Here is a 15,157-nt window from a genome sequence, read left to right as displayed (position 1 = left end):
AAGTTCCCCCTATGAAAGTTTAATCAAATCAATAATTTCATCATCTGACAGCTCAGTGATACGCTGTTCACCAGCAGCTAAAATATGATCGGCTAAGGCTTGCTTTTGCTGAAGCATTCGGTCAATTCGTTCTTCAAGTGTTCCAACTGTAACTAATTTATGAACAGTGACATCCTTTGTTTGACCAATTCGATAGGCACGGTCTGTTGCTTGATTTTCAACGGCCGGATTCCACCAACGATCATAGTGGATGACATTAGAAGCAGCTGTTAAGTTCAAGCCGACCCCACCAGCTTTTAATGAAAGGATAAAGAACTGGACCTTTTCATTTTTCTGGAAGGTTTGTATAGCTTCTTGTCTTTTAATTCGCGTTAAACTACCATGTAAGAATGGAACTTCCTGATCATAACGCTCAGCAATATGAGCCGCCATTAAGTAACCCATTTCTTTGTATTGAGAAAAGATTAGCACCTTCTGGCCATTACGATGCATTTGATCGGTTAATGACATTAACTCATCCCATTTTCCCGATTCGTGTTCGGCAATCGAACGTTCTTTTAGAAAATGAGCAGGATGATTACAAATTTGTTTGAGTTTAGTTAAGCTCCGCAAAATAAGAGCACGTCTTTCCAATGCAGTAACCTCATCCAATTTAGCAATCATATCTTCTACAACGGCTTGATACAGGGCGGCTTGTTCAACACTAAGGTGTACGCGATGAATCGCTTCGTTTTTACTTGGTAGTCCAAGATCAAGCGACTGATCTGATTTTTTTCTTCTTAAAATGAGTGGTCGAATTAACTTTTGTAATTTCTTAAGCTGTTCCTCGTTTCGATCACGTTCAATTGGCTTCATAAAGCGTGACTGGAAATCTCGGTAGGAACCTAGATATGTCGGATTGAGAACATCTAGAAGTGACCAAAGCTCACGTAATCGATTTTCGATTGGGGTTCCGGTAAGGGCAACCCGATGGATCGCTTTGATTTGTTTGATCACACGACGTTGTTTTGTCTCAATGTTTTTAATATGCTGTGCTTCATCTAGAATAAGACCGTTCCAGCGTACTTGTTGAAATAATTCCTCATCACGAACTGAAAGTTGATAGGATGTAATGACTAGGTCCCAATCTTTAAGGGAATCTAACATGTCTTCATCAAGTCTAATATGGCCGTGATGAACAAACACACGTAATGTTGGAGCAAACTGCTCACATTCTTCCACCCAATTATAAATTAATGAAGTAGGACAGATTAGTAAAAAAGGTGCTTGATCACTATTTTCTCTTTGCTGTTGTTCAATTACATACAGCATATAAACAATCGTTTGTACAGATTTTCCTAGCCCCATATCATCTGCAAGACAACCTCCAAAACCAGCCCGTCTTAAATGGGCTAACCATGAAACACCTTCATGCTGATAGGTTCTTAGTTCTCCAGAAAAGCGACTTGGAATTGGTATTGTTGAAGGATTTGTTGAGTAGAGTTCTTTAAGTGTGCTTGTTAGTTGATCTCCCCAAGTTACACCAATGTCAATTTGTCCAATAACCTCTAATTCGTCCTCTTGATCCATTCTCCATGTCTCTAAATAGGAGGTTTTTCCTTCAATATTATCTAGGTATGTTCTAAGCTGTTCGGCGAGCGAACGGTCCCACGATATCCATTCACCATTTACATATAAGAAGGGCTTTTGATTCTCCACATATTTTGCAAAATCTGCCTGAGTAATTTTTTGATCACCTAGTGCAACTTCATAAGTAAATGATGCAACACTTTGCCAATCTAATAGAGGTTCACTAGCTGTTAATCCCGCTTGCTCCTCTTCAATTTGCATTGTCACTCGAGGCTTTTTCTGTTCATTCATCCACTTAGGCACAATTAAACGAAAACCAATTTGTTTTAACGTTTGATCCTCATTTGTAAATAATTCATAGGCTTCCTCAACGTCTAGCATGATGACTGGTGCAGATAGACTTAGTGAGGACAGAAGAGGCAATTGTTCTTTAGCTTTTGCTAAGTCAATCTTTAATTGTGCAATTGGATTTTCGTGCCAAGGGTGTTCACCCTGCTGGAGCTGATCCATTTCAACCATTAATGATGGTCGTTTTCGGTCAACCATACAAAGCGAAATTTTCCATTTGCCGTCCTTTGTGGTTGGTTCCTTTAAGGCAAGTCCAGATAAGAAAGGTTTCACCTCAAGTACACCAATTTGTTTTTGAAAATCCTCTGTTGCAAGTGTTGAGTGGATAATCCCGTCTTCTTCAAGTTTTTTGACTTGTTTCTGTAGTCCTGGCTCGAGTGATTGCTGCCAAGTTAAGTAAGCAGGTCTGATGGAAGAACGTTTTAAAAGCTTACGAATGGTCAAGTCAGCAATACTGTTGACAATTCCTTGAAACTGGTGTTGTGTCATTTCCTTCTCTTGACTGTTAATATAAGCGGTATTTGGACGAATGGCACGACCGGAGCGAGGAATTGATGAGAACCAAGCTGTATAGGGAAAGGAATCAAGCTGCCAATTACCTAACTCTGTTGGTGAGAAATGCCCCTCTGCGATCATTTCATTAATGAAATCAATTAGGTCTAACCATTTTACAAAGTCTGGTGCGAGTGTGATTGCACGATCTTCTCTAATGCTATCAAAAAATGCTAATTGCTCGATAAGTGATTCTACTGAAAATATAATGCCCTCAATGGGGAAAGAATAGAGTTCCATCGTAGATTCGGCTTGATAGATCGTTGTCTGTCCAGCCAAGGAAGCATATTGTCTTGCTTTGATTGGAACATCAATGATTGCCTTATCTTCATCTACAAAAGTTCCATAAAAGGAGATAGGGTCATTTCGAAATAACAACAGTTTTAATTCAAAAGGTGAATATAAAAACGGATATTGAAAACTCACAATCTGATCAAAACGTGAAGTAGGTGGCTGTTCTCCCCATATGAAGAAGGAATCATTTAGCCACCCACCATGTACGATGACGTTAGAGGTCAATTTGTTTCAGCTCCTCTACGAACGCTCGATACGTTCGATACTGTTTCTTTAGTTTAGTAAGGAAGTATTTAAACCGCTCTTCCTCCTCAGGCCCTACATATAGTAGCTGCAGGTTTTTAATGTAGGAAGCAGCCTGTTGGTAGTGAACCCTTGATTTTTTTTCAACTAAACGAACGACCATTTGATGGAAGATCGGGCGAGCTAATAACGGTTGTTCTTTACTAATTGCATCTAATAGCTCTACCTTTTCATTGCGCATTCTTAGAGGCTCTAGCTCATGTTTCAAAAAATACTCCTTGGCTAGGTCGAATTTTTTATAGCGTAGCAGCCATTTTTCATAGGTTTTGGCTGCTTCTAACTGATGAAGACGTTTTTCAAGTTCAGGGAGTAACTGCTCGACAAGAGCATGCTCCTGTTCTTTCTGTAAATGACGACATAATTGTAGAAATCGTTGATCATTTGGGGATAACAGCCATCTATTCCAAATAGATTCTTGTTGATCGGAATTAGATGAATAAGCAGTTTGTAATTCATCCCATATCGGTTGCAGTGAACCGAATTGACCATGATTTCGTTTTGGGAATAACTTCTTAAACCATTGATCAAGTGTTCTCCATCGTGAGCGTTTTTTCAGTAAAGCGAAGTGAGGATGGAGTTCTTGTTCAGTGAAGGTACTTGGTTGATTCGTCAATAAGGTTAGGGCAGTCATTTCTTTACCAACAACAATTGAAATATAAGAATAAATCACTGCTAGAGATCGCGAACATGCTTTTTGATCTATTGCAGTAAGTTCATCATAAATATATTCAATTTGTGCAATCTCCATTTTCTTTGTATGTTGGAACAATATTTCAGGCCAAGGTGATTCCTCGACATGAGCATATTCGATCGTTAGACGAATCAGTGCCTTTAAAAAGGCTTGATCATCATATGGCGCTACTTCGAGTAAATCGTCGTTAAGAGCTTCAAATAAGTATAAAAAGCGACGTTCAAATTCATGATAAGACTTTTTTTCAAAAGAAAGCCGGAACACGCCATCGATATAGCCGAGTAAGGGACGCCAAGCTGACGTCGCTGCTCGAACGGAGATTCTCTTCTTCGCATCGTTTGTTATAAGCTCAAGTGACCTATTTGTTACGTAACGAGAAGAGATAATTTGTTTATATGTATATAATACGTCTTGTTCCATTTCAATATATAAAGAGTTTGCCATCGTCCATTCACCTCTTTGTTGGAAAAGAATCCATTCTTCCATTGTATCGTTTCTAAGTGAAGAAGGGAAGGGCAGGCGGATAATAGATAAAGTTTTAAAGAAGCGTGGAAAGAACGATGAGAGCACAAATGCTACTTAAAACAACAATAATTAGATTTGCTCCAAGCAATGCGACAATAAGTGCGGTTGCCGCTCCAATGATACCAAACCAGATATTTTCGTTGACAGTCAACACACCTGGAAAGATTAAGGCTCCCAGTGCAGCGTAAGGGACATTACGTAGAATTGATTGAAGCCAGGAAGGAATTTTTTCGACATCCATAAAGACGAGTGGAAGCATTCTTGGTATGTATGTGACAATTGCCATTCCAGCTATAACGAGTAAGATATTCATGCTTGCAAATCCTTTCTATTTCTTGAAATTAGCTCATAACCGCTCGACGCTAGAAGAGTTGCCAATATAATCGACCATCCACTAGGTAAAAAGAAACTAAAGAAGCTATTGAGCAGTGCAGCACTAAGAGCTAAATAAATGACTTTACGATGTTTTTGTAAGGAAGGTACGAGTAAAGCAATGAACATAGCATATAGGGCAATTCCCATGCTTTGTTGAAGGGCAGAAGGTAATAAGGCTCCTACGAGAAAGCCAATTCCTGAATTCACAACCCAGCTTGCGTATGCAATGACGGATACACCAAATATAAAACCAGTTTTTAATGTGCCCTCTTGTGTTGTTGTCACAGCAAACACTTCATCTGTCATTCCAAATGAATAAATGGCCTTAATGATAGGATGTTCTTCCTCAACTTGATTCTGGACTGAGGCACTCATCAAAAGATGGCGTATATTAACAATGAAGGTTGTAAAAATGATTTCAAGTGCACCAGTACCAAGAGCTATAAGAGTCAAAGCCATATATTGTGCGGCACCTGCATAGACGAAAATGCTCATTGCCATTGTTTCAACAAAGGATAGGCCTGTACTTTTTGCTAGGAAACCAAATGTAAGAGCTGCAGGTAAATAACCAAGTGCAATGGAAGCTCCGGTGATCAAGCCTCGTGTAAAAGGTTTTTTTTGTTCTAGTAATGCTGTTGTTGCCATTAAAATTGACTTCCTTTCAATTCGTAACGAATAAGATATGTATCATGATTGTAAGGGAGATAAAAAAGAAGGACAAGACTAATTTGTAATGAAATGGGAAGATAAAGAGGTGGGCGGTCCCGAAAAAATGCAAGCACCGTTTGTGCTTGCTTTTTTCATCCTTGATTAGGATTAAAGAAGTTGTTCGACTTGTTCACGTCTTGATAATAACTTTTCTAATTTCTTTTTATGGGTATCAACTAAATAATCATTTGATTCAATTAATGCTTCATGTAGTTCCATAAGCACATAATCAATTTCAAGGTTCATCATGTTAAAAATGGTTTTAGGCTCCAATGCCTTTCCGTCATCTTTGTACTGAATCATCGACCCGTTTTTATTCATCATAACCTTTTCACTCCCATCAATTTCGATCATGGACTCAATATCGCCTGATTGGTAAGAGGTGATGTAAAGAGGACCCTCAGTAGAACGTTTGACAATTCCAGTGCCTTTTTGATGTTGAATAAGCTTTTCCAAAGCGCTTGCTAATACTTCATCATAAATATGGAGAGAGCTAGCTGAAAGGGTAAGAAAATCAGTATTTCTTAGAAAGGGAAGTTCATGTACCGATTCATCCAATTCAACCATGAGATAAATCGTCTTGGCATCATAGCGCCAATAAAGGGAATAGTGCTGACCCATCATTCTTTTAATAAACTGATGTAGCACAGGCTTGGATAACTCAATATAAACATCTGTAAACTCCACATCAATAAACGAATTCCTCATGATATGCACACTCCTTTTAACGGCTTCGCACTCAAATGAGTTAGGTTGCTTTATCATATGTGGGAACCCGAAAAAAAAGAAGCAAAACGCCTAGTTTGGGACAATTTGGGCTGAAAAAATAATATGATGAATACTGGTAAATGGCTGAACAAGCTTAAGCTAGAAATAGATAGGTGGCTGAAAAAAGTCTCTTCGAACATGCTCCCGGGATGGGGGGCACAAACCCGCCGGAGGGCGTTGAACTAACCGGCTGTGCGGGTGGTGGATTTCAACCTGCCCCTTTCCTGAAGCCACTGCAAAAGGTTTCATTAGTGAACTCGCAAAGCATTGAGAGAAACAGTTGTTTTGTCTTAACTTCTGCTATAACTAGAACGTGTGGAGACGTTCTTTCTACTCGGAATTTATAAAAGGGACGTGGTTTAGATCCTAGACTTGCTTACGGACATTGGTTCCGCTAAACAATGAGAAAAACGAGAATTCGTGTAGTAACGGACATATGATCCGTTATTCGCTCTTATAAGTGGCATTTCTTTACGATTTATATGAAATAACGGATCATATGTCCGTAAACATGGTAAAGAAGGGGAATTATTGAGGTTTAAGGGATCATATGTCCGTAAGAGTTCTCAAACCGTACTTAGTATAACGAAGTACCCTTCAACTTGTTAAATAAAATATAATATAACTATTCTCTTGATTTGAAACTACCGGGTGTCACTGCAATTTTTGTAGTTATTTTGAAGGAATCATGAAAAAGAGAAAAACAAATAAGAGACAGGAAAAGATGATCCATATTATGGGTCTTTTCCTGTCTCTTATTCTTCCTTCCAAACAACGACTCACGTGATATTTAGGTATATGAATTACTAATTTACTAAGTAGATAAAAGAGGAAATAAACTGTGCCTGAAATAGTTTACAAAAACGATAAGCAATTTGTGTCTCTAAAGGAAAAGAAAATAGTTTCCCATTCCAGCTCTGAAAAAGCGGACGGGATGGGAGAGGGCCGACTCCTGCAGGAAATAAGGGCAATATGGAAATCCACCGGCGAAGCCGGTTAGTTCCATGCCCTCCGGCGGGTGCTGCCCCCCATCCCGGTAGCGTGATCGGAGCGACTTATCATGACAATTGTATTTTGACTTTCTTCTTTGTTAAAACATAGATCCATATCGTTTAGAACTCACACTAGTTAATCCTTTAACGCTTTACGTGTGGCTTTTTCCAATGCCATATCGCCAGTTGTAACTGTATCAATTCGATTTGATTTAGATGTTTGTTTAAGACGGCTGTTTATGATCTCTTCATTTTTCTTGTTAGGAGTCATGATTAGGTCACTTCCTTCATTTTTTTATAGCATGACCGAATCCGTTGTATGTATTCTTATTTCAATGAAAGGGCTTCTTCAAGATAAACGGCAATTCCATCCTCTTCATTTGATAGCGTGATCGCATTTGCGAGTGATTTTAATTGATCAATCCCATTTGCCATTGCGACACCTTGTCCAGCATACTCAATCATTTCGAAGTCATTGTCTTCATCCCCAAAGGCGATAATACGTTCTTTTGGAATATTGTAATAGTCGGCAACTTTTTTCAGACCTACAGCCTTATTCATCCCAGCTCTAACAATTTCAATGATATTCCAAGGAGCACCCCATACACGCTGGTCAATCACTTCTGCATGAGCTTCCTTGAGAAGATCACGTAGTTCTGCCACATGATGATCTTGTGGGTGAATGAGAATACTTGTAGGATCTTCTTTAAGTATATGCAGTAAATTGCCATGCTCCACAGGGTTTTGTCCTGCAAGCAAGGTCTTAACCATGACTTCATCAAATGTTCGTAGATAGAAATCATCGATCACTTCCACCATAATATTACTAACATTAAATGCTTCACATGTTTCAATAACCGTTTTCGCTGTAGCGAGGTCTAGTGGTGAATGATATGTACCGAAAGACTGATCTAACGGATGATGAACAAAAGCACCATTAAAATTAACGATTGCTGTGTCCAACTCCAGCTCCTTGTAGTAATCGACGCTTGCTCTGTAAGGTCGACCTGTCGAGATCATCACAAGATGTCCCTCGTTTCTTGCCTTTTGAATGGTTAACTTTGTTTTATCAGAAATTGTTTTATTATCAGTGAGTAGTGTCCCGTCAAGATCAAGGGCAATTAAATGCTGTTTCTTCATCCAATCTTCCTTTCGTATTGTGACTATTGAAGAGCATGTACAAAAAGTACCTAAAAAACGTAAATTGTCTAGATTCGTTCAAATAATTTCTTTGTGAGATATGATATGATACTAGCATGGACATAATTAGTTAGTATCTATCCACAAAGGAGGAAATAAAGTGGAGCAACTTAATGAAAACTTTGGCTTTCGTGCATTATGGACACCGGAGTTATTGCTTGGTTTAATTGTTGTTGCTGTGGTTTACTTTTTACTTATAACAAAATGGCGGAATCGCTTTAGTGGTTCTACACCTGTTAAAAATAGACAAAAGATCTACTTTCTCTTTGGACTTCTCGCCCTTTACTTAGGATGGGGAAGTCCGCTATATATCGCTGGTCACTTGATGATTAGCTTCCATATGCTGCAGATGGTTTTCGCATACTTTGTAGCAACACCTCTTATTTTGCTGGGCTTACCAGCATGGTTTTTACAAGCGATCGTTAATAAATATGAAAATCGATTACTTGGGAACATATTTAAATTTGTTTGGAGTCCAATCGTAGCACTCTTTTTATTTAATGGGCTTTTTTCATTTTACCATCTTCCTTTTATGTTTGACACCTTAATGCAAGCAACGGTGTTGCATAGCTTGTACGAATACTTGTTATTAGCTGCGTCATTGTTAATGTGGTGGCATATGATTGCGCCTCTTCCTAATCTTTCACCGTTGTCAGATTTAAAGAGAATCGGTTATATTTTTGCGAATGGGCTATTAATTACTCCAGCATGTGCATTAATTATTTTTGCAGGTTCAGCGATGTATAGTACCTACACCGATCCTGCAATATGGGCAACGGTAATGTCTTATTGTTTGCCGAGTGGTGTTGATGTTCCGATGACCCTCTTTTCTGGTCCAAGTTCTTTTGCCTTTTTAGATGCGAGAATGGATCAGCAACTAGCCGGAGTTATGATGAAGGTTATGCAAGAACTTGTATATGGTATCGCGATTGGCTATGTGTTTAAACAATGGTTAAAGAAAGAAAAGCAACAAGATGGCCCATTGACAATTAGTGATATTCCAACTGTTAGACCATAGAAAAGATAAGGATGATTTTATGAGAAAAATAGTAGCAACATTATTGCTCATTCTCGTGTTAAGTGGCTGTGGATGGGTGTATGAGCTTGGAAATGGTAAGTCGTCAGAATTTGATATTTCAAGTGCTGATATTCAGGTCGCTCCATTTGAATTTACTAACGAAGCTGGCGAAGGTTATGGAACAGAGCAGCTTGAAGGTCAGTATTGGCTTGCAAACATGATCTTCACTTCATGTCCAACGGTTTGCCCAACGATGACGCCAAATATGCAAAGACTACAAACAGCCATGCTTAACGACGAGATACCAGTAACATTTGTTTCTTTTACCGTTGATCCAGAAACGGACTCACCTGAAGTATTGCAGTCATATGGAACCAATGTAGGTGCTGACTTGAATTCTTGGCATTTTTTATCAGGTTATAATTCCGATGAAATATCTGAATTTGCGAAGGAAAGCTTTGCGACCGTTGTTCAAGACCCAGGTGAAGAAGATATTATTCATCCAACAAGCTTCTTTTTAGTTGATCCTAGTGGTAAGGTTGTTAGAAAATATAATGGTCTTCAAGCTAACCAAGAAGACATTATTGCAGATTTAAAAGCAACAATTGAGTAAGCATGCAATTTAGTTGACGATATACTGATTAGAAGATTAAACTAATTGCTATTGTAAGATTTAAGAAATGAGGTGGTAATATGCGACGATCAACACAATTATGGGTATTTGCTATCCTTTCTCTTCTATTATTAGCTGGGTGTGGTTCTTCAACACAAGGAGAAGCTCCAGAAGGGGACTTAGTCGTAGTTAATGAGCAAGGTGAAGAGGTAACACTCACTAACAAGGAACGTGCAACGATTTTATTTCATTTTACAGAGGTAGGCTGAGGACTTTGTCAGAAGCAACTAGTTCAGTTGCAAGAGAACTTGGATTTATTTGATGATCTTGATGCAGATATTTATGCAATTAGTGTGGACACGCCTGAAAATTCTAAAGCCTTAAAGGATGCAGGAGGATTTAATCTAACCTTTTTAACAGATGAGACATATGAAGTGCTCGAACATGTTGAAATGAGAAATGATGATCTCTCGTATAGAGGAGTCAGTATTTTGGATAAAGATGGCAGGTATATCTACAGCCAACAAAATGATTTATGGGGCGAGCAAATAGAGGCAACCTCTAACTTAATCCATGAACAATTTGAAGAAATGAATAAATAATACAGAATGCTGCAAATGGTCTAACGAGACCTTTTTGTAGCATTTTTTTTATTTCGGAGCGATGTCCTTACGCCATCCTACGTTGTGGGGGGGTTAAGTTAGTTCAAATACTTTTGCCCCGGGCTCATTTAATCTAAAGTCCATTTTTTAAGAAGATGACAGACACAGAAAAAGTGAGCTAGAAATATAATGTTCTGAAATTTTAAAATGGGCAGAAATAAAATAAAAATACAGTTGAATTAATTTTTATACATAGATATAATGGGTAGCAAGACTAAAAAAGAGATAAAATGGATTAGGGAGAGGTTGCAATGAGAGTTGGTATTGTTGGTGCTACAGGCTATGGTGGTGCAGAGTTATTAAGGCTACTTAACCTGCATCCACATATCAAGGATATTGTTCTTTATTCTTCATCAAAAGAAGGAATGAATATACATGAATCGTATCCACATCTTGCATCGATTTACGAGCAAGAATTAAGAACCCTTGATATAGGCAATGTGAAAAATGAAGTCGATGTGATCTTTTTAGCGACACCTCCTGGGGTTTCTGCTGGAGTGTCAGAGCAATTGATCGGGGCAGGTTGCCAGGTCGTTGATCTATCAGGAGATCTACGACTAACAGATCCTACTGTTTATACAAAATGGTATAAAAGAGAAGCGGCCTCTGAATCTGTTCTAACACAGGCAGTATATGGTCTAACAGAGTGGAATCGTGAAAAGATCCGTTCAGCCAAATTAGTAGCAAACCCTGGTTGTTATCCGACAGCAACATTACTCGGGCTAGCCCCACTTGTAAAGAAGCAGTTAATTGATGTCGATTCAATCATTATTGATGCAAAGTCAGGAACATCAGGAGCTGGACGATCTGCTTCGATGATGACTCATTATAGTGAAATGAATGAAAATTTTAAAATTTATCAGATTAACCAGCATAAACATGTACCAGAAATCGAACAAATTCTAAACGGATGGAACAACAATGTTACGACTGTCACCTTCCAACCACATCTTGTTCCAATGGTTCGTGGAATTATGTCAACGATGTATATGAAAGCAAGTAAGAAAACATCTGAGCAAGAACTAAGAGCCCTTTATCAGCAAGTATACGCAGATGAACCATTTGTGAGGATACGACCAATGGGGCAATTCCCTTCTACGAAAGAAGTGTACGGAAGTAATTATTGTGATATCGGTATTACCTATGATGAACGAACAGAACGAATAACCGTTGTCTCAGTTATTGATAATGTAGTAAAAGGTGCAGCAGGTCAGGCAATTCAAAATTTCAATGTAATGAATGGATATGAAGAGGGAACAGGTTTAGCTATTGTTCCGATGTATCCTTAATAGGAAGGTGGTTCATCATGAAAGGAATCGTTGCTAATACAGTTACAGAACTTGAAAATGGCAGCATTGTTACACCAAAAGGGTTCTCAGCCGTTGGGATACATACGGGTGTGAAACGAAAACGATATGATTTAGGAGCAATTTTCTGTGAGGTACCTGCAACAACAGCAGCTGTGTATACGTGCAACAGAATACAGGCTGCACCTATCAAAGTGACGAAAGAAAGCATTGCCGAAGAAGGGAAGCTTCAAGCAATTGTCGTGAATAGCGGAAATGCTAATGCTTGTACGGGAAAACGAGGGATTGAGGATGCATATTTAATGCGAAGGGAAAGTGCGATGCATTTTAATATTCCTGAGCATTATACAGCTGTTACTTCGACAGGTGTCATTGGAGAATACATGCCGATGGATAAGATAACAGCAGGTATTTTGAACTTACAACCTGAATCAACAGAGGAAGCGGCAGTGGCCTTTAATCAAGCGATCTTAACTACAGATACAATTAACAAGAGAGTATGCTACCAAACAAAAGTAAATGGAAAAACCATTTCAATAGGTGGGGTGGCAAAAGGGTCTGGAATGATTAACCCTAATATGGCAACAATGCTTTCATTTGTGACTACAGATGCATTAATTGAATCAGAGGTTCTTCAACAAGCATTATCGGATATAACGAACAAGACATTTAACCGCATCACAGTGGATGGAGATACTTCAACGAATGATATGGTCGTTGTAATGGCTTCTGGATTAGCAGAGAATGATTACTTGACTCCGACACATCCAGACTGGGATGACTTCTATCAAGCACTTCAGCAAACATGTGAGTCACTTGCTAAACAAATTGCTAGAGATGGTGAAGGGGCAACCAAGCTAATTGAGGTCGAAGTAACTGGAGCTCTGTCAAACGAGGACGCTGGAAAAATCGCCAAAAAAGTAGTGGGTTCTGATTTAGTCAAAACAGCAATTTATGGGACCGATGCAAATTGGGGGCGTATTATTTGTGCAGTTGGTTACAGTGGCTGTGAAATAGATCCAGAGACGATTAATATTGCCATTGGGCCTATTCAAACACTTATTAATAGTCAACCTGTGACATTTTCTGAAGAACAAGCCAAAGCCTATATGGAAGAGAATGATACGATTAAAATTAAGGTCGACTTGCATATAGGAGAAGGCAAAGGAAAGGCTTGGGGTTGTGATCTATCCTATGACTATGTCCGAATCAATGCCGGTTACCGATCATAAAAGCTTTTACTGGGGAGTTGACATAAATTGAGAGAGATTGTTGTCATTAAGTGTGGCGGGAGTACAATTTCAGAGCTTTCAAATGAATTTTTCCAAAGTGTTGTCAATATGCAACAAGCCGGAAAAAGGCCTATTATTGTTCATGGTGGTGGCCCGGCGATTAATGAAATGCTCCAAAAATTAGATATTAAATCCGAGTTTGTAGATGGTCTTCGTAAAACAACATCAGAAGTATTAGAAACAGCTGAGATGGTGCTTTGTGGAAAAGTAAACAAACAGGTTGTCACAAGTATACAACGAGCAGGTGGCTTAGCAGTAGGCCTTTCTGGTTGTGATGGGAAATTAATAGAAGTGAGGGCGGTTAATGAGGGAATGCTTGGTTTTGTTGGAGAACCAATCATGATTAACACAACTCTATTAAACTCACTTATGGATCAACAACTGATCCCTGTTATAGCTCCTATAGGAATCAATGAAAGTGGAACACATTACAATGTGAATGCAGACAGTGCAGCTGGAGCTGTTGCCAAAGAGCTAGAAGCTGAACAGCTTGTTTTTGTCACTGATGTTGATGGAATATTGAAAGATGGCAAGTGTCTAGACCAAGTAACCGCAACTGAAATCGAAAATTATATTTCAGACGGTACCATTTATGGCGGAATGATTCCAAAGGTTAGAGCGGCTTTATCAACGCTAACGGATACACTTCAATCAGTTATGATTATGAATGGTAAAGCTACGACAGTTGGAAAAGACGGTTCAGTTAAAGGAACGGTAATAGTGAAGTCAAAGGTGAAGGCACATGTTTAATCATAAGGAGGACTAATAATGAGTGCACTTTTTCCAACATACGCAAAATGGGAAATCCAAGCAGAAAAAGGAAGCGGAGCCGTTTTAACTGATGTCGATGGAAAAGAATATTTAGACTTTGTTGCAGGAATTGCTGTGTGTAACTTAGGACATTGTCATCCAAAGGTGTTGGCTTCTGTTGAGAAGCAATTAGAAAAGTTATGGCATGTATCTAATCTTTTCCAGCTCGAGGGACAAGAAAAGGTTGCGCAAATGCTGGTTGATCACAGTGTTGGAGATTATGTTTTCTTCTCAAATAGCGGTGCCGAAGCAAACGAGGCTGCGATTAAATTGGCTCGAAAAGCAACAGGTAAGCATCATATAGTTACATTAAATCAATCATTTCACGGTAGAACGCTCGGAACGATGGCGGCAACAGGGCAGGAGAAAATTCATGCTGGGTTTGGTCCCCTTTTACAGGAATTTACGTATATTGACCTTAACGACATTCATGCATTAGAAGAGGCAGTGACAAATGAGACTGCAGCTGTAATGGTTGAGGTTGTACAGGGTGAGGGTGGCGTGTGTCTTATGGATCAGGAGTTTGCTGACGCTCTAAAGAAAATCTGTGAAGCATACGGTTGTCTTCTCATTATAGATGAGGTACAAACTGGAATCGGGAGAACAGGAACAGCTTTTGCTTATGAGCAATGGGGATTATCACCAGACATTTTCACTCTAGCTAAGGGCCTTGGCAACGGATTCCCTGTTGGAGCGATGGTTGGTAAAGCATCACTTAAAGATGCCTTTGGACCAGGAAGTCATGGGTCAACCTTTGGAGGGAATCCTTTAGCAATGGCAGCAGCTGAAGCTGTACTAACAGAAGTTTTTGCAGCAGACATGTTGAAAGCAGTTAGCGCAAAAGGTGATTGGTTTATGAAGAAGCTTGAACAGCATCTAGCATCGTTATCGATTGTGAAAGAGGTTCGTGGAATTGGATTAATGATCGGTATTGCGTGTGAGATCGAGGTTGCTCCAATGATTAAAGCATGTAGAGAGGGTGGTCTCCTTGTTTTACCTGCTGGACCGAACGTTATTCGGATCCTTCCACCATTAGTCGTGACAGAGCAACAAATAGAAAGTGCATTGGCGATTTTAGTAGAGGTTCTAACAAAGACAGATAACAAACAACAAATTCACGCTTAAATATA

14 protein-coding genes and 1 pseudogene are annotated in these 15,157 nt (G+C 39.1%); 8 read left to right on the top strand and 7 right to left on the bottom strand.

Annotated elements, in window-relative coordinates; translation table 11 throughout:
- Positions 1 to 9: 9 nt before the first annotated feature.
- The 7 genes from J7W16_RS00460 to J7W16_RS00435 all read right to left on the bottom strand — a co-directional run bounded on the left by J7W16_RS00460 (position 10) and on the right by J7W16_RS00435 (position 8,265).
- Entirely contained in the window at positions 10 to 2,988 is a 2,979-nt protein-coding gene (locus J7W16_RS00460) for a DEAD/DEAH box helicase (protein WP_210594966.1), read from the bottom strand.
- Positions 2,978 to 4,201 carry a hypothetical protein gene (locus J7W16_RS00455; protein ID WP_210594965.1) on the bottom strand — a complete coding sequence of 408 codons (1,224 nt, stop codon included), beginning with the start codon at positions 4,199 to 4,201 and terminating at the stop codon, positions 2,978 to 2,980. The genes J7W16_RS00460 and J7W16_RS00455 overlap by 11 nt, the downstream gene beginning before the upstream one ends.
- Positions 4,202 to 4,295: 94 nt before the next feature.
- Positions 4,296 to 4,595: an AzlD domain-containing protein gene (locus tag J7W16_RS00450; RefSeq protein WP_210594964.1), complete on the bottom strand. Its 300-nt coding sequence runs from the start codon at positions 4,593 to 4,595 to the stop codon at positions 4,296 to 4,298.
- Positions 4,592 to 5,302 (bottom strand): AzlC family ABC transporter permease, encoded by a 711-nt coding sequence (locus J7W16_RS00445; RefSeq protein ID WP_210594963.1) that lies wholly within the window; start codon positions 5,300 to 5,302, stop codon positions 4,592 to 4,594. The genes J7W16_RS00450 and J7W16_RS00445 overlap by 4 nt, the downstream gene beginning before the upstream one ends.
- A gap of 171 nt (positions 5,303 to 5,473) precedes the next feature.
- Complete coding sequence (locus J7W16_RS00440; RefSeq protein WP_210594962.1) at positions 5,474 to 6,073, bottom strand: hypothetical protein; 600 nt, start codon at positions 6,071 to 6,073, stop codon at positions 5,474 to 5,476.
- 1,188 nt (positions 6,074 to 7,261) lie between these two features.
- Positions 7,262 to 7,396, bottom strand: coding sequence for a hypothetical protein (locus J7W16_RS22065; protein WP_283245996.1), 135 nt, complete (start codon positions 7,394 to 7,396; stop codon positions 7,262 to 7,264).
- Between the two features lie 56 nt (positions 7,397 to 7,452).
- Complete coding sequence (locus J7W16_RS00435) at positions 7,453 to 8,265, bottom strand: Cof-type HAD-IIB family hydrolase (protein ID WP_210594961.1); 813 nt, start codon at positions 8,263 to 8,265, stop codon at positions 7,453 to 7,455.
- 160 nt (positions 8,266 to 8,425) lie between these two features.
- Between J7W16_RS00435 and ctaG the strand changes: the two genes are divergently transcribed.
- From ctaG to J7W16_RS00395, 8 genes and pseudogenes are all read left to right on the top strand, one after another.
- A complete protein-coding gene (ctaG, locus tag J7W16_RS00430) occupies positions 8,426 to 9,343 on the top strand; it encodes a cytochrome c oxidase assembly factor CtaG (protein WP_210594960.1) in 918 nt (305 codons plus the stop codon).
- 19 nt (positions 9,344 to 9,362) lie between these two features.
- On the top strand, positions 9,363 to 9,956 hold the full coding sequence (locus tag J7W16_RS00425) for an SCO family protein (RefSeq protein WP_210594959.1): 594 nt from the start codon (positions 9,363 to 9,365) through the stop codon (positions 9,954 to 9,956).
- 80 nt (positions 9,957 to 10,036) lie between these two features.
- Positions 10,037 to 10,225, top strand: a complete 189-nt coding sequence (locus tag J7W16_RS00420; protein ID WP_210594958.1) for a hypothetical protein — start codon at positions 10,037 to 10,039, stop codon at positions 10,223 to 10,225.
- Between the two features lie 18 nt (positions 10,226 to 10,243).
- Positions 10,244 to 10,558, top strand: a pseudogene (locus J7W16_RS00415) (redoxin domain-containing protein); the annotation flags it as partial.
- A gap of 311 nt (positions 10,559 to 10,869) precedes the next feature.
- A complete protein-coding gene (gene argC / locus J7W16_RS00410) occupies positions 10,870 to 11,907 on the top strand; it encodes an N-acetyl-gamma-glutamyl-phosphate reductase (RefSeq protein ID WP_210594956.1) in 1,038 nt (345 codons plus the stop codon).
- Positions 11,908 to 11,924: 17 nt separating this feature from the next.
- Entirely contained in the window at positions 11,925 to 13,157 is a 1,233-nt protein-coding gene (gene argJ / locus J7W16_RS00405; RefSeq protein WP_210594955.1) for a bifunctional ornithine acetyltransferase/N-acetylglutamate synthase, read from the top strand.
- A 27-nt stretch (positions 13,158 to 13,184) separates the two neighbouring features.
- Positions 13,185 to 13,967, top strand: a complete 783-nt coding sequence (argB, locus tag J7W16_RS00400) for an acetylglutamate kinase (protein ID WP_210594954.1) — start codon at positions 13,185 to 13,187, stop codon at positions 13,965 to 13,967.
- 18 nt (positions 13,968 to 13,985) lie between these two features.
- Positions 13,986 to 15,152: an acetylornithine transaminase gene (locus J7W16_RS00395; protein WP_246879780.1), complete on the top strand. Its 1,167-nt coding sequence runs from the start codon at positions 13,986 to 13,988 to the stop codon at positions 15,150 to 15,152.
- Positions 15,153 to 15,157 lie beyond the last annotated feature (5 nt).

The organism is Halalkalibacter suaedae, assembly GCF_017939705.1.
GTDB lineage: Bacteria > Bacillota > Bacilli > Bacillales > Bacillaceae_D > Halalkalibacter > Halalkalibacter suaedae.
Note: the sequence above shows the minus strand (reverse complement) of the source record. Positions and strands in the feature narration are given on the sequence as shown.